We start from the raw sequence: 14630 nt of genomic DNA on the forward strand, positions 1-14630 counted from the left end.
CGGGTGACGGGGTCGGTAGGGTTTGAGGAGTGCCTCAGATTCCCGAGAAGATCCAAGAGCTCACGGTCGGCCAACTCGCCGCACGCAGTGGCGCCGCCGTCTCCGCCCTGCACTTCTACGAGTCCAAGGGCCTGATCAGCAGTCGCCGGACCTCGGGCAACCAGCGCCGCTTCAGCCGTGACGCGCTGCGCCGGGTCGCCTTCGTCCGTGCCGCCCAGCGGGTGGGCATCCCGCTGGCCACGATCCGCGAGGCGCTCGCCGAACTGCCGGAGGGGCGCACGCCCACCGAGGAGGACTGGGCGCGGCTCTCCCGGTCCTGGCGCTCCGAACTGGACGAGCGGATCAAACAGCTCAACCGGCTGCGCGACCACCTCACCGACTGCATCGGCTGCGGCTGCCTGTCCCTGGAGACCTGCGTGCTGTCCAACCCCGACGACGCCTTCGGCGAACGCCGCGCCGGCTCGCGCCTGCTCGTGGAACGCCGCGGCTCGGCCACCTCGACCACCTCCACCGCCACGGGCGGCGGGCGGCCGAGCCGTGCCCTGAGCGGGGAAACAGGGTGTTGCGACGACTGACCGTCCGGTGACCCGGGCCCGGTCGTCAGCGGCCGCCCCGACGTGCCGAGGCGTATTCGCTCAGACCTGCGCTGACCAGGGCGGCGTTGGAGGCGGCCCGGCCGCCGTCCGGCAGAAACAGGGTGTCCTCCAGGCCGATCCGGGTCGCCAAGTCCAGCCGGCCCGCCAGGCGCAGCACCGGCCAGGCGCCGCCGTCCTCGCCGTGCAGCAGGACCGGGCGGCCGTGGGCCGGACCGAGGTCGGACAGCAGGGCGTGCGCCGAGTCCCGCGCCGTCGCCGGGTCGGTGTCCGTGACCTCCGCGAGCACCCGCAGCACCTTCGGCCCGAGCGGTGAGCGCAGGAACAGGGCCGCGCCGTCCGTGCCGGACCAGACGCCCGCCTCCACGCCCACCCCGCGCTCGATCAGGGCGGCGGCCGTCTCCTCGGCGCCCGGCTCGTGCCAGTTGACGGAGGCGTGGTCGGGCAGCACCGTCCAGCTCCGGATCCGCGCCACCCGGGCCGCGGGGTCGGGTTCGGCCCAGGCGCCCGTCGTGACGCCGACCGGCACCGACGCCGGGACGCGCGCCCTGACCGCCTCCAGCGTCGCCGCGAGCACACGCGCGGACAGCGTGTCCCGGCCGCACGGGGTCTTCGGGTGGACGTGGACGTCCGTGGCCCCGGCGGCGACCGCCTCGGCCACCGAGTCGGCGACCGCCTCCGGCGACAGCGGGACCACCGCGCCGTCGGCGCTTCCCCGCACCCCGTTCACGCACAGCTGCACCATTCCCCCATGGTGCCGGGCGCCACCGACAGCGCCCGCCGGACCCGGTGCCGTACCGGACACCGGGGGTGCGGCATCCCCGGCACACCCCCGGTCGGTTACGCCGACATCAGCAACCGGCCCCGCCGGGCGTCCGCTCGCGCTGCGGGAGTGAGGACGGGCCGCGGCACGAGGATGCCGCAGTCCGTGCAGACGGGGCCCGTCGAGGGCTCGTGGTCCAGGTCGTACTTCCAGACGAGGCGCTCCCCGTCGCACACCGGGCACACGGAGCCCGGCTCACGCTCAAGCGCCGAGATCAGCCGGCGCAGCACCTCCGCCAGCGGTCCGTCGGGATGGACCCGGGGGTCGTCGCACCAGGCCACCCCGAAGCCGCCCCAGGTCAGCCGGTGCCAGTCGTCCATGCTGCCCGGCCTGCGCAGCCCGTCGTGCTTCTCCTTCCTGCGCCGCGCGGCGAACTCGACCTCGTAGGCCAGCCACACCGAACGCGCCTCCTCCAGCTCCTCCAGTGCGGCCACGAGCCGCGCTGGGTCGGGGGAGCGGTCCTCGGGACCGAACCCGGCCCGGGAGCAGAGATGGTCCCAGGTCGCCCTGTGCCCATAAGGGGCAAAACGCTCAAGGCACTTGCGCAGCGAATAGCGCCGCAGCGCCAGGTCGCACCGTGGATCGCGGACCTGTCTCGCCAGACTTCGGAAACCGGCCATCGCCCTGCACCTCCGTCACACCTTCACCTGTACTCGGGTCACTTCGGCGTCGTCGTACGGACGTCGCCGAATAGACGTATCGACAACCGATTCGGCTCCATCCGATTTCCGATGCCCCCCATAAGCCGATCCACCCGCTGCCAAAAAGTGACGCATGTTCACCTTCCCACTCGGGGATACCGGCGGTAACGTCCCGCCACACCCCCGTCGGGAGGAGCTGCCATGCCACGGCGCACCCCACGCAACGCCCTCGACAGACTGAGAACTCCCCGCGGCCTCCACGGGTTCCTGAAGACCGCATCCGTATGCGCCCTCATTGCCGGACTTTTGTCACCGCTTTCCCCGGCCATGGCCGCCGGGAGCGGATCCGCCGAGGTCACGGCCGTCGACGCCGCCGCCAACGACCACTGCGGCGGCCAGTGTTCCGACATCCTGCCGCCCGGCCAGAACGGCAACGCCACCCTCGCCCAGATCCTCCTCAACCAGGCGTTCGGCACCCAGCCCGCGCACGCCGAGGACCAGCTCGGCCCCTACGCCGGCCTCGCCACCGGCTACACCGGCCTCACCAACGACAAGATCAACACCTTCTTCAACGACGCCTCCTTCGGCGTCCCGGACGGTCAGGTCGCCTCCACCGTCCGCCCCGCCGGACGCGACGACGTCACCATCGTCCGCGACAAGAAGACCGGCGTGCCGCACATCACCGGCACCACCCGCTACGGCACCGAGTTCGGCGCCGGCTACGCCGCGGCCCAGGACCGGCTGTGGCTCATGGACCTCTTCCGGCACGTCGGACGCGGCCAGTTGACCCCCTTCGCCGGCGGTGCCCCCGCCAACCAGGGCCTGGAGCAGCAGTTCTGGCGCAGCGCCCCCTACACCGAGGACGACCTCGAGGCGCAGATCGAGAGCGCGGCCGCCAAGGCAGGGGAGCGCGGCGAGCTGGCCCTGGCCGACGTGGACGCCTACGTCGCCGGTGTCAACGCCTACATCGACGCCTCCGACAAGGGCCGCTACTTCCCCGGCGAGTACGTCCTGACCGGCCACAAGGACGCCATCACCAACTCCGGCACCATCGAGCGCTTCAAGCGTACCGACCTGATCGCGCTGGCCTCCGTCATCGGCTCCCTCTTCGGCGCCGGAGGCGGCGGCGAGGTCAACAACGCGCTCTCCCTCCTCGCCGCCCAGGAGAAGTACGGCGTCGCCGAGGGCACCGAGGTCTGGGAGTCCTTCCGCCAGCGCAACGACCCCGAGGCCGTCCTCACCCAGCACGACGGCAGCTTCCCGTACCTGCCCACCCCGGACGACCCGCAGGGCCGCGCCCTGCCCGACGCCGGGTCGGTCGAGCCGGAACCGCTGGTGTACGACCGTACGGGCAGCGCTGCCGCCGCGGGCGCGACCGGCGCATCGGCCAAGGCGGCGGACACCGCCGTGACCTCGGCGCGGCGCGGTATGTCCAACGCCCTCGTCGTCAGCGGCGAGCACACCGCCAGCGGCCACCCGGTCGCCGTCTTCGGACCGCAGACCGGCTACTTCGCGCCGCAGCTCCTCATGCTCCAGGAGATCCAGGGCCCCGGCATCAGCGCCCGCGGCGCCTCCTTCGCGGGCCTGAGCATGTACGTCGAACTCGGCCGCGGCCAGGACTACGCCTGGAGCGCCACCACCTCGGGCCAGGACATCATCGACACCTACGCGGTCGAGCTGTGCCAGGACGACTACCACTACCTCTACCGCGGCACCTGCACGCCCATGGAGAAGGTCGAGCGGCACAACGCCTGGAAGCCCACCGTCGCCGACTCCACCGCCGCCGGCTCCTACACGATGCGGGTCTGGCGCACCAAGTACGGCCCCGTCGAGTCCCGCGCAACGGTCGGCGGCAAGAAGGTCGCCTACACCACCCTGCGCTCCTCCTACATGCACGAGGCCGACTCCATCATCGGCTTCCAGATGCTCAACGACCCGGACTACCTCAACAGCCCGCAGCGCTTCCAGGGCGCCGTCCAGCACATCAACTACACCTTCAACTGGTTCTACGCCGACTCCGAGCACACCGCGTACTACAACAGCGGCGACAACCCGGTGCGCGCGGACGGTGTCGACGCCGAGTTCCCGGTCTGGGCCCGGTCCGCGTACGAATGGCGGGGCTGGGACCCCGCCGACAACACCGCCCGCTACACCGGCGCCTCCGCCCACCCGCAGTCGGTCGACCAGGACTACTACGTCTCCTGGAACAACAAGCAGGCCAAGGACTACCCCGCCGCCTCCTGGGGCAACGGCTCCGTCCACCGCGGCAACCTCCTCGACGACCGGGTGAAGAAGCTGGTCGCCGCAGGCGGCGTCACCCGGACCGCGCTGGTCAAGGCCATGGCCGAGGCGGGCCTCGCCGACCTGCGGGCCGAGGACGTCCTGCCCGACCTGCTGAAGGTGGTCGAGTCCGCACCGGTGACCGACCCGGCGGCGAAGACGGCCGTGGACCGGCTGAAGGCGTGGCTGTCCGCGGGCGGCCTGCGCACCGAGACCTCGGCGGGCTCCAAGAAGTACGCCCACGCCGACGCGATCCGCACCCTGGACGCCTGGTGGCCGCTGCTGGTGAAGGCCGAGTTCGAACCCGGCCTCGGCACCGACCTCTACACCGCCTTCACCCGCAACCTGCCCGTCGACGAGTCCCCGTCCGCCGCCCACGGCCCGACCGGTGCCCACGCCGGCAGCGCCTTCCAGTACGGCTGGTGGAGCTATGTCGACAAGGACATCCGGTCCGTGCTCGGTGAGTCCGTCAAGGGTCCGCTCGCGCACACGTACTGCGGCGACGGCGACCTCGCCGCCTGCCGGGACTCCCTGGTCTCCACCCTGAAGGAGGCGGCGGGCCGCACGGCCGCCCAGGTCTATCCAGGCGACGACAGCTGCTCGGCGGGGGACCAGTGGTGCGCCGACTCGGTGATCCACCGCACCCTCGGCGGCATCAAGCACGGCGGCATCAGCTGGCAGAACCGGCCGACCTACCAGCAGGTCGTGGAGTTCACGTCCCACCGGTGACCGGCCGGCCCGCAGGTCACCTGTAGAGGAGGTACTGGCGGCGTGTCCTGCGGAACGCCGCCAGTTCCGCCTCCCAGCCGGCCACCACGTCGTCGGTGTCCGCACCGGCGTCGATCATCGTGCGCACCTGCGTGGACCCGGTGAGCTTGTCGATCCAGTTGTCCGACCGCCAGGCGAAGCCGTCCCAGGTCCGCTTGGCGGTCACCAGGAGGGCGATTCCGGTGCGCACCGGGTCGAACGCGGCCCGGTCGTGCACGTGGAGCTGCACACCGCCGACGGTCTTCCCCTGGAACTTGGAGAATGTGGGCGCGAAGTACGCCTCCCTGAACCGCACACCCGGCAGCCCGAGTTCGTTCACGGCGGCGGCCCAGCTCCCGTCGACGCCCTCGGCGCCCAGCAGCTCGAACGGGCGGGTCGTGCCGCGGCCCTCGGAGAGGTTCGTGCCCTCGAACAGACAGGTCCCCGAGTACACCAGCGCGCACTCCGGTGTCGGCATGTTCGGGCTCGGCGGCACCCAGGGCAGCCCCCAGGCGTCGTAGAACTCCGAGCGCCTCCAGCCCGACATCGTCACCGTCTCCAGCGGAACTGGCGAGGTCAGGAACTCGCCGTTGAAGAGCAGGGCCAGCTCGGCGACCGTCATGCCGTGGGCCTGCGCGATCGGCTGCCGCCCGACGAAGGTCGCGAACTCCTTGTGCAGGACCGGGCCGAGGGCCGCCCGCCCGGTCACCGGGTTCGGCCGGTCCAGGACCACGAACCGCTTCCCCGCGAGCGAGGCCGCCTCCATGCAGTCGAACAGCGTCCAGATGTACGTGTAGAAACGCGCGCCCACGTCCTGGATGTCGAAGACGACGGTGTCCACGCCGGACGCCGTGAACACGTCCGCGAGCGGCTGCCCGCTCTTCAGGTACGTGTCGTACACCGGCAGCCCGGTCGCGGGGTCGTCGTAGCGGCCCTCGGAGCCGCCCGCCTGCGCCGTACCGCGGAAGCCGTGCTCGGGGCCGAAGACGGCGGTCAGGTTCACCCGGTCGTCGGCGTGCATGACGTCGACGATGTGGCGTACGTCCCGGGTGATGCCGGTCGGGTTGGTGACGACGCCGACCTTCTGCCCCCTGAGCGGCGCGTAGCCGTCGTCGGCGAGGCGCTCGAAGCCGGTGCGCAGCCGGCGGCCCCCGTGCCCGGCGGGCGCGGCCTGCGCCGTGCCCGCCGACGCGGTGGCGGCCGTGGTGCCGGCCGCCACCGCGGCCGTCGTGGCGAGCAGGTTGCGTCTGGACAGCGTCATGCGGTGACCTCCGTGATCGCGGCGGGTGTCATGCGCACGCACGCTAACCCGCACCCCGGCGCCCGGGGAATGGAGTAGACCGCGGTTCACCTCTTCCGTACGACATACCGACTGGTTAGTCTGGCGCTGCAACAGGGAGCGAGTCGTGCCCGAGCCGTGTCGAAGGAGACCGATGGTGGAAGCCGTGCAGGACGCCGGAGTCGTCGTCACCGGGGCGGGAGGCGGCATCGGAGCCGCGCTGGCCCGCCGCTTCGCCGCCGAGGGGGCCCGGGTCGTCGTCAACGACCTGGACGCCGGCCGGGCGAAGGCCGTCGCCGACGAGATCGGCGGCATCGCCGTCCCCGGCGACGCCTCCGCGATCGTCACCGAGGCCCGCGACGCGCTGGGCGGCAGGGTCGACGTGTACTGCGCCAACGCGGGTGTCGGCTGCGGCGGTACGGAGGCCGCCGAGGAGGCCGTCTGGGCACTCGCCTGGGACGTCAACGTCATGGCCCACGTGCGGGCGGCCCACGAACTGCTCCCCGACTGGCTGGAGCGCGGCAGCGGCCGCTTCGTCTCCACCGTCTCGGCCGCCGGACTGCTCACCATGATCGGAGCCGCCCCCTACAGCGTCACCAAGCACGGCGCGTACGCCTTCGCCGAGTGGCTGTCCCTGACGTACCGCCACCGCGGGGTCAAGGTCCACGCCATCTGTCCGCAAGGGGTGCGCACCGACATGCTCACTGCCAGCGGCAGTGCGGGCGAACTGGTGCTCCAGCCCACCGCGATCGAGCCGCAGGACGTCGCGGACGCCCTGTTCAAGGGCATCGAGGAGGACCGCTTCCTGATCCTGCCGCACCCCGAGGTGGCGCAGTACTACCAGGCCCGGGCCACCGAACCCGACCGCTGGCTGCACGGCATGAACCGGCTCCAGCGGCAGTGGGAGGAGGCGACGGCCCGGTGACCGGCTCCCGCTACGCGGCCAGGCCCTGGCTCGGCCTGCTGACCGACGCGCAGAAGGCCCCGCTCGACCCCGACGCTTCCCTCGTGCACGCCCTGCGCCGGGCGGCCGCCGAGGCCCCCGACCGCGCTTTCCTCGCCTACTTCGACGGCCGCCTCACCTACCGCGAGGTGGACGAGCTGAGCGACTCCGTCGCCGGGCACCTCGTCGCGCGCGGCCTGGAGCGCGGCGACCGGGTCGCCGTCCTGCTGCAGAACTCCCCGCACTTCGTGCTCGCCGTGCTGGGCGCCTGGAAGGCGGGCGCGGTCGTCGTGCCCGTCAACCCGATGTACAAGTCGGGGGAGGTCGGCCACGTCCTGCGGGACGGTGAGGTGGCCGCGCTGATCTGCTCCGACCGGGCCTGGGAGTCGTACCTGCGCGAGACGGCCGCCGACTCGCCGGTGCGGATCGTGCTCACGGGGTGCGAGTTGGACTTCCAGACCCGCCAGGACGCGCGCGTGCTGACGTTCGAGCGGCTGCCGGACGCCCCCGACGCCGACGACCTCGCCCGGGTGGCCCGCGCCGGCCACCGGGCGCCCGAGGGCCGCGACCCGCAGCCCGGCGACACCGCGCTCATCAGCTACACCTCGGGCACCAGCGGCACGCCCAAGGGTGCCACCAACACCCACCGCAACATCATGTACAACGCCGAGCGGCAGCGCACCGGGCTCGGCCTGCCCGCGGCGCCGGTCTACTTCGCGCTGGCCCCGTTGTTCCACATCACCGGCATGGTCTGCGAGTTCGGCGCCTGCCTGAACAGCGTGGGCACCCTCGTCCTGGCGTACCGCTTCGAGGCGGGTGTCGTCCTGGACGCGTTCGCCGAGCACCGGCCGCACTACACGGTCGGCCCGTCCACCGCCTTCATGGCGCTCGCCGCCCACCCCTCGGTCACCCGGGAGCACTTCGCGTCCTTCGCGAACATCTCCTCGGGCGGCGCCCCGCTGCCGCCCGCCCTGGTGGAGAAGTTCCGCGCGGGCTTCGGCCCGTACATCCGCAACGGCTACGGACTCACCGAGTGCACCGCGCCCTGCGCCTCCGTACCGCCGCACCTGGAGGCCCCGGTGGATCCCGTCTCGGGGACCCTCGCGGTCGGCGTGCCCGGCCCCGAGAGCGTCGTGCGGATCGTCGACGACCAGGGCGCGGAGGTGCCGTTCGGGGAGCAGGGCGAGATCGTCGTGAGCGGCCCCCAGGTCGTCCCCGGCTACTGGCGCCGCCCGGACGCCACCGCCGAGACCTTCCCCGGCGGTGAACTGCGCACCGGGGACATCGGCTTCATGGACGCCCAGGGGTGGCTCTACGTCGTCGACCGCAAGAAGGACATGATCAACGCCTCCGGCTTCAAGGTCTGGCCGCGCGAGGTCGAGGACGTGCTGTACACCCACCCAGCGGTGCGCGAGGCCGCCGTCGTCGGCGTGCCCGACGGGTACCGCGGGGAGACCGTCAAGGCCTACATCAGCCTCCGGCCGGGCGCCGCCACGGACCCGGACGCCCTCGTCGCCTACTGCGAGGAGAGACTGGCCGCCTACAAATACCCGCGCCAGGTGGAGATCCTGCCCGACTTGCCGAAGACGGCGAGTGGGAAGATCCTCCGTCGGGAACTGCGTTCCGGTAATGACGGGACGCAGCAGTGAACGGACAGTGAAAAGGAAAGGCAGGTGACGGCAGTGCCCAGGACCACGGACGGGGACGGCACTCCGGTGCCGCAGCGGCTCCTGGCCGCCGCCACCCGGCTCTTCGCCGAGCAGGGCTACGACCGCACCTCGGTACAGGAGATCGTCGAGGCGGCAGGCGTCACCAAGGGGGCGCTCTACCACTACTTCGGCTCCAAGGACGACCTGCTGCACGAGGTGTACGCGCGCGTGCTGCGCCTTCAACAGGAACGCCTGGACGCCTTCGCGGACGCCGACGAGCCGGTCGAGAAGCGGGTGCGGGACGCGGCGGCCGACGTCGTCGTCACCACCATCGACAACCTCGACGACGCGTCGATCTTCTTCCGGTCCATGCACCAGCTCAGCCCGGAGAAGAACAAGCAGGTGCGCGCCGAGCGCCGCCGCTACCACGAGCGCTTCCGCGCACTGATCGAGGAGGGCCAGCGGACCGGCGTCTTCACCAAGGAGACCCCGGCCGACCTGGTGGTGGACTACCACTTCGGGTCCATCCACCACCTGTCCACCTGGTACCGGCCGAACGGGCCGCTCAGCCCGCAGGAGGTCGCCGACCACCTGGCCGATCTGCTGCTGCGGGCCCTGCGGCCATGACACGACCGTGCGGCGCGCCCCCGGAGTCCCCGGGGGCGCGCCTTCGTTCGTTCAGAAGTACGTTCAGAGGTACTTCTTGATCTCCCGGCGGGCCAGCGAGCGCTGGTGGACCTCGTCGGGGCCGTCGGCGATCATCAGCGTCCGCGCCCCCGCGTACAGCTCGGCCAGCGGGAAGTCCTGGCTCACGCCGCCCGCGCCGTGCAGCTGGATCGCCCGGTCGATGATGTCGACCACCGCCCGAGGCGTGGCGATCTTGATGGCCTGGATCTCGGTGTGCGCGCCCCGGTTGCCGACGGTGTCCATCAGCCAGGCGGTCTTCAGCACCAGCAGCCGCAGCTGCTCGACGGTGACCCGGGCGTCCGCGATCCAGTTGTGGACCACGCCCTGCTGGGCCAGCGCCTTGCCGAAGGCCTCGCGGGACACCGCGCGGCGGCACATCAGCTCGATGGCGCGCTCGGCCATGCCGATCAGCCGCATGCAGTGGTGGATGCGGCCCGGACCCAGGCGGGCCTGTGCGATGGCGAAACCGCCGCCCTCCTCGCCGATCAGGTTCGTCACCGGCACGCGCGCGTGGTCGAAGGTCACCTCGGCGTGGCCGCCGTGGTAGTGGTCCTCGTAACCGAAGACCTGCATCGCGCGGTTGACGGTCACGCCGGGTGTGTCGCGGGGGACCAGCACCATGGACTGCTGGCGGCGGATGTCCTCGCCGTCGGGATAGGTCTTGCCCATCACGATGAAGATCTTGCAGTCGGGGTTCATCGCCCCGGAGATGTACCACTTGCGGCCCGTGACGACGTACTCGTCGCCGTCGCGCTCGATGTGCGTGGTGATGTTCGTGGCGTCGGAGGAGGCCACGTCCGGTTCGGTCATCGCGAACGCGGAGCGGATCTCGCCGGCGAGCAGCGGCTGAAGCCACTGCTTCTGCTGCGCCTCGTCGGCGAACTGGGCCAGCACCTCCATGTTCCCGGTGTCGGGGGCCGCGCAGTTCGTCGCCGTGGGCGCCAGCTGGGGGCTGCGGCCGGTGATCTCGGCGAGCGGGGCGTACTGGAGGTTGGTGAGGCCGGCGCCGTGCTCGGCGTCGGGGAGGAACAGGTTCCACAGGCCCTGGCGGCGGGCCTCGGCCTTCAGGTCCTCGACGACCTGCGGGGTGTCCCACGGGGAGGCCAGGCGGGCGCGCTGCTCGTGGGCGACCTGCTCGGCCGGGTAGACGTACTCGTCCATGAAGGCGAGCAGCTTGGCGCGGAGTTCCTCGGTGCGTGCGTCGTACGCGAAGTCCATGGCGGGGTCAGCCCTCCTGAAGGGTGGTCAGGCCGTGCTCGATGAAGACGGGGACGAGGTCGCCGATGCGGTCGAAACCGCGGCCGACCGTCTGGCCCAGCGTGTAGCGGTAGTGGATGCCCTCCAGGATCACGGCGAGCTTGAACCACGCGAACGCCGTGTACCAGGCGACGGCGGACACGTCGCGCCCCGAGCGCGTGGCGTACCGCTCGATCAGCTCGGCGGGGGCGGGGTGGCCGGGGGCCTGTGCCGTGGTGGAGACGGGGGAGTCGGGCATGCCGAGCGGACTGCTGTACATCGCCAGCAGGCCGAGGTCGGTGAGCGGGTCGCCGAGGGTGGACATCTCCCAGTCGAGGATCGCCCGGATCTCGTCGTTCTCCCCGCCGATCAGGACGTTGTCGAGGCGGTAGTCGCCGTGCACGACGGTGGGGGCGGGCGAGCGGGGCAGTTCCCGGCCGAGGGTGGCGTGCAGTTCGTCGATGCCGGCCAGGTCGCGGTTGCGGGAGGCGTCGAGTTGCTTGGCCCAGCGGCGGAGCTGGCGGTCCAGGAAGCCGTCGGGGCGGCCGAAGTCCGCGAGGCCCGCCTCGGCGGGGTCCACCGCGTGCAGGCCGACCAGTGTGTCGACCAGGTTCAGCACGGCGGCGCGGGTGCGCTCGGGGCCGAGGGGGGCGAGCTGTTCCGCGGTGCGGAACGGGGTGCCCTCTACGAACTCCATCACGTAGAACGGCGCTCCCAGCACCTCCTCGTCCTCGCACAGGAGTACCGGGCGCGGGACGGGCACGTCGGTCGGGTGCAGGGCGCTGATGACGCGGTGCTCGCGCCGCATGTCGTGCGCGGTGGCCAGGACGTGGCCGAGCGGTGGGCGTCGTACGACCCAGCGGGCGGCGCCGTCCGAGACGGCGTACGTGAGGTTCGACCGTCCGCCCTCGATCAGCCGGCCGGACAGCGGACCGGTCACCAGGCCGGGCCGCTCGCGGTCGAGCAGGACGCGCAACCGGTCGAGATCGAGTCCGGGCGGGTGGTCGGGGCTCATCGTCTCTCCCTGGGACGGGTGAACAGTACCCGACACATGATGCCGACCGGTCGGTATGCCGTCCAGTGGGCGGGCGGAACGTGATCGGCGTTACGGCCGGCCGGTTCTGCGGGGTCTCCCCGTCTCAGAAGACGAGGAACGCGCCGCAGACTGCCAGGGCCAGCGTGCACAGGGCCGCGGCGGCGGCGTGCGCCGGGGTGAGGGCGCGGGGGCGGTGCGCGGCGGCGAGGGTGCCGATGCGGCCGTGGGCGATCCGGAGGAAGGCCAGCCAGAGGGCGCAGCACAGGGCGGCGGCGAGCACCGAGACGGCCGTCGCGCCGCCGTGCACCGCGGTCTTCGCGGCGAGTACGGCGACGACCGTGGCGGACAGGGTGGTGCGGCGCCAGGCGAGCCGGGTGCGCTCGGGCTGGAGCCCGGGGTCGCGGTCCGGGGGTGCCGCGTCGGCGCCGCTCACGCTCAGGCCTCCCAGCCGACGAGGACCACCACGACCATGACCACGGCGACCACGGCGACGACCAGGCTGAGCAGCGCCGGGAAGCGCGAGACGGGAAGGTCCTCGCCCCGGCGCATGGCGCGTTCGCAGCGCGCCCAGTGGTTCACGGCCCGCAGCGAGCACAGCACACCGGCGACGAGCAGGGCGAGCGCGAGCCCGACCCGCCAGCCCCAGCGCAGGTCGGGCAGGAACTGGTCCACCGCGAACCCGCCGCCGATCAGGGCGAGGGCGGTACGCAGCCAGGCCAGGAACGTCCGCTCGTTGGCCAGCGAGAACCGGTAGTCGGGGGTTCCCCCTTCCTGCCGTACCTCCGCAGGCACGAACCACAACCGGACGCTCCGCACGAAATCGATCACCCGGGGACCCTATCCGGCCCCCGCCGCGGGTGCCTGCGGCGCCTGTGCGGGTTCGGTGGGGGTGCGGGGTGCCTGCGGCGTCGCTGCGGGTTCGGTGGGGGTGCGCGTAGCGCGGTGCGTGGGGTGGTGGGTCGGGGCCGCGCCGGGGGGTGTTCGTCCTCGGAACGGCGCGGAATCGGTTTTTCACAGGGGTGCGGGGCGTTGACGCGCCAACCGCTGCGGGCGAACACCCCCCGACACGTCCCCTCCTCGCCGTACGCGGCTCCCCGCTCCGGAACTGCGGGCTGTCGTCCCGCCGCCGTAGCTGCGGGCAGTCGTGCCGCTGGGGCGGCACGGGTGGGCGCAGGCGGCGCCCCGTCAGCGCCGGGCCGCGCTTCCCACCCCCGCGGTCACACTCACGCCGGGTCACCGCTCGCCGCCGGTCCACTCGACCCCCGCCAGGCCCGCAGCCGCGCATACGCCGACAAACCGTCCGGCACGAACTCCCACTCCCCGAGCCTCCCCTCCAGCTCCGCCTCCGGCAGGAACCCGTACCAGGCCACCTCCTCCACCTGAGGAGACACCGCCCCCGCCACCCGCACCTCGTACACCGCCGACCACCAGGTCCGCCCGGCCCCGTCGTCGTACAGGAACTTGAACAGGAACTCCGGCCGCGGCAGCCCGCTCGCCCCCAGCTCCTCCTCCGCCTCCCGCAGCGCCGCGTCGTCGTAGGACTCGCCCGCACCCACCACCCCGCCGACGAACATGTCGTACAGCGCGGGAAACACCAGCTTCGTCGCCGTGCGGCGGTGGACGAAGACCCGGCCCTCCGGGTCCCGGGCCCACACGAACACGCACCGGTGCCGCAGCCCCCGCGCGTACGCGTCGCCCCGCCGGGCCTGCCCGACGACGCGGTCGTTCTCGTCGACGATGTCGAGGATCTCGTCAGCAGAGCTCATGCGCCCATCCAAGCAGCAGCAGCCGACGGCCTCAGCTCCGCTCCAGCGCCCGTTCGCGCCCGCTCTCCCCCGTGCCCTGCGGCATCGCCGGATGCATGCCCAGCAGGACGATGCCCGCCACGACCGCCGCGAGGCCGCCCGCCTGCCACGCGAGCGCCCCGGTGTCGGTGTGCAGCCGGTCGCCGAGGAAGCCGACCCCGCAGGCGATGCCCGCGAGCGGCTGGGCCGCCGTCAGCGCGGGCAGCGACCTGCGCAGCGGCGCCGTCTCGAAGGCGCTCTGGACCAGGACCAGGCCCGTGACGCCGAGCACCACCACGGCGTACGGCTGCCAGCCCGTCAGCAGTTCCGCGAGGCCGCCCGCCGAGAAGCGCCGGCCGCTCACCCGGGTCAAAGCGTCCTGAACCCCGTAGAGGAGGCCGGCGGCCAGGGCCAGCAGCGTCGGGCCCCAGGTCAGCCGCAGGCGGCCGGCGCACAGCGTGAGCAGGAGGGCCAGGCCCAGCATCACGCCGACGATCAGCCAGTGCCGCAGCGGGTCGGTCACCGCACTGCCCCCGCGCGGCTCGCCCGCCAGGATGAACGCGGTCACCCCGCCCGCGAGCAGCGCGAGGCCGGCCCAGCCCTGGCGGCCCAGCGGCTGCCGGGTCTGGAAGCGGGAGAGGGCGAGGGCGAAGAGGAGGTTCGTTGCCAGGAGGGGCTCGACTAGGGTCAGTTCGCCGCCGCCCAGCGCGATCGCGCCGAGGACCATACCGGCCACCATCAGGCCCATGCCGGCCAGCCAGCGCGGCACCCGCACCAGGTCGAGCAGCAGGCGGGGCGAGAGAAAGTCGCCCAGCGGGGCGCGCTCGGCCGCGTTCTGCTGGAGGACGAAACCGAAACCCAGACAGCACGCGGCGCACACGGCGAGAACCAGAACGAGAACCGACACGCTGCGTACCTCGATCGTCAGTCGG

Annotated in this window: 14 protein-coding genes; 5 read left to right on the forward strand and 9 right to left on the reverse strand. The window is 72.4% G+C overall.

Annotation, left to right across the window (positions count from 1 at the left end; translation table 11 throughout):
• Positions 1-29: 29 nt before the first annotated feature.
• Positions 30-575 carry a redox-sensitive transcriptional activator SoxR gene (gene soxR, locus IE258_RS23685; RefSeq protein WP_189746567.1) on the forward strand — a complete coding sequence of 182 codons (546 nt, stop codon included), beginning with the start codon at positions 30-32 and terminating at the stop codon, positions 573-575.
• Between the two features lie 25 nt (positions 576-600).
• Here soxR and IE258_RS23690 read toward each other — a convergent pair whose 3' ends face one another.
• Both IE258_RS23690 and IE258_RS23695 read right to left on the reverse strand, forming a co-directional pair.
• Positions 601-1338 (reverse strand): 3-keto-5-aminohexanoate cleavage protein, encoded by a 738-nt coding sequence (locus IE258_RS23690; RefSeq protein ID WP_189746569.1) that lies wholly within the window; start codon positions 1336-1338, stop codon positions 601-603.
• Between the two features lie 95 nt (positions 1339-1433).
• Positions 1434-2036: a hypothetical protein gene (locus IE258_RS23695; RefSeq protein WP_127894731.1), complete on the reverse strand. Its 603-nt coding sequence runs from the start codon at positions 2034-2036 to the stop codon at positions 1434-1436.
• Between the two features lie 222 nt (positions 2037-2258).
• Between IE258_RS23695 and IE258_RS23700 the strand changes: the two genes are divergently transcribed.
• Entirely contained in the window at positions 2259-5066 is a 2808-nt protein-coding gene (locus IE258_RS23700) for a penicillin acylase family protein (protein ID WP_189746571.1), read from the forward strand.
• A 16-nt stretch (positions 5067-5082) separates the two neighbouring features.
• Here the strand turns inward: IE258_RS23700 and IE258_RS23705 are convergent, their stop codons facing one another.
• Complete coding sequence (locus IE258_RS23705; protein ID WP_189746573.1) at positions 5083-6345, reverse strand: exo-beta-N-acetylmuramidase NamZ family protein; 1263 nt, start codon at positions 6343-6345, stop codon at positions 5083-5085.
• A 172-nt stretch (positions 6346-6517) separates the two neighbouring features.
• Between IE258_RS23705 and IE258_RS23710 the strand changes: the two genes are divergently transcribed.
• Genes IE258_RS23710 through IE258_RS23720 form a run of 3 tightly spaced genes read left to right on the forward strand, consistent with a single transcriptional unit; the run spans position 6518 to position 9582 of the window.
• The gene (locus IE258_RS23710; RefSeq protein ID WP_159325471.1) at positions 6518-7288 is read left to right on the forward strand and encodes an SDR family oxidoreductase; all 771 of its coding nucleotides are present in this window, start codon (positions 6518-6520) and stop codon (positions 7286-7288) included.
• Positions 7285-8955 (forward strand): class I adenylate-forming enzyme family protein, encoded by a 1671-nt coding sequence (locus IE258_RS23715; protein WP_189746575.1) that lies wholly within the window; start codon positions 7285-7287, stop codon positions 8953-8955. The genes IE258_RS23710 and IE258_RS23715 overlap by 4 nt, the downstream gene beginning before the upstream one ends.
• A gap of 33 nt (positions 8956-8988) precedes the next feature.
• On the forward strand, positions 8989-9582 hold the full coding sequence (locus tag IE258_RS23720; protein ID WP_087810197.1) for a TetR/AcrR family transcriptional regulator: 594 nt from the start codon (positions 8989-8991) through the stop codon (positions 9580-9582).
• A 63-nt stretch (positions 9583-9645) separates the two neighbouring features.
• Here IE258_RS23720 and IE258_RS23725 read toward each other — a convergent pair whose 3' ends face one another.
• The 6 genes from IE258_RS23725 to IE258_RS23750 all read right to left on the reverse strand — a co-directional run bounded on the left by IE258_RS23725 (position 9646) and on the right by IE258_RS23750 (position 14605).
• Positions 9646-10860: an acyl-CoA dehydrogenase family protein gene (locus IE258_RS23725; RefSeq protein ID WP_189746577.1), complete on the reverse strand. Its 1215-nt coding sequence runs from the start codon at positions 10858-10860 to the stop codon at positions 9646-9648.
• Between the two features lie 7 nt (positions 10861-10867).
• Entirely contained in the window at positions 10868-11893 is a 1026-nt protein-coding gene (locus tag IE258_RS23730; RefSeq protein ID WP_189746579.1) for a phosphotransferase family protein, read from the reverse strand.
• A 124-nt stretch (positions 11894-12017) separates the two neighbouring features.
• The gene (locus IE258_RS23735) at positions 12018-12347 is read right to left on the reverse strand and encodes a DUF202 domain-containing protein (protein WP_189746582.1); all 330 of its coding nucleotides are present in this window, start codon (positions 12345-12347) and stop codon (positions 12018-12020) included.
• A 2-nt stretch (positions 12348-12349) separates the two neighbouring features.
• Entirely contained in the window at positions 12350-12742 is a 393-nt protein-coding gene (locus IE258_RS23740) for a YidH family protein (RefSeq protein WP_189746584.1), read from the reverse strand.
• 395 nt (positions 12743-13137) lie between these two features.
• On the reverse strand, positions 13138-13680 hold the full coding sequence (locus IE258_RS23745; RefSeq protein WP_189746586.1) for an NUDIX hydrolase: 543 nt from the start codon (positions 13678-13680) through the stop codon (positions 13138-13140).
• A gap of 31 nt (positions 13681-13711) precedes the next feature.
• Complete coding sequence (locus tag IE258_RS23750; protein ID WP_189746588.1) at positions 13712-14605, reverse strand: DMT family transporter; 894 nt, start codon at positions 14603-14605, stop codon at positions 13712-13714.
• Positions 14606-14630 lie beyond the last annotated feature (25 nt).

It is taken from the genome of Streptomyces tendae (assembly GCF_014650435.1).
GTDB classification, from domain to species: Bacteria; Actinomycetota; Actinomycetes; order Streptomycetales; family Streptomycetaceae; genus Streptomyces; species Streptomyces tendae.

Bases quoted from the DNA above. Each gene is read 5' to 3' on its own strand.
- IE258_RS23695 (WP_127894731.1), bottom strand. From the start codon at position 2,036: ATGGCCGGTTTCCGAAGTCTGGCGAGACAGGTCCGCGATCCACGGTGC.
- IE258_RS23745 (WP_189746586.1), bottom strand. From the start codon at position 13,680: ATGAGCTCTGCTGACGAGATCCTCGACATCGTCGACGAGAACGACCGC.
- IE258_RS23690 (WP_189746569.1), bottom strand. From the start codon at position 1,338: ATGGTGCAGCTGTGCGTGAACGGGGTGCGGGGAAGCGCCGACGGCGCG.
- IE258_RS23700 (WP_189746571.1), top strand. From the start codon at position 2,259: ATGCCACGGCGCACCCCACGCAACGCCCTCGACAGACTGAGAACTCCC.
- IE258_RS23725 (WP_189746577.1), bottom strand. From the start codon at position 10,860: ATGGACTTCGCGTACGACGCACGCACCGAGGAACTCCGCGCCAAGCTG.
- IE258_RS23730 (WP_189746579.1), bottom strand. From the start codon at position 11,893: ATGAGCCCCGACCACCCGCCCGGACTCGATCTCGACCGGTTGCGCGTC.
- IE258_RS23710 (WP_159325471.1), top strand. From the start codon at position 6,518: ATGGTGGAAGCCGTGCAGGACGCCGGAGTCGTCGTCACCGGGGCGGGA.
- IE258_RS23705 (WP_189746573.1), bottom strand. From the start codon at position 6,345: ATGACGCTGTCCAGACGCAACCTGCTCGCCACGACGGCCGCGGTGGCG.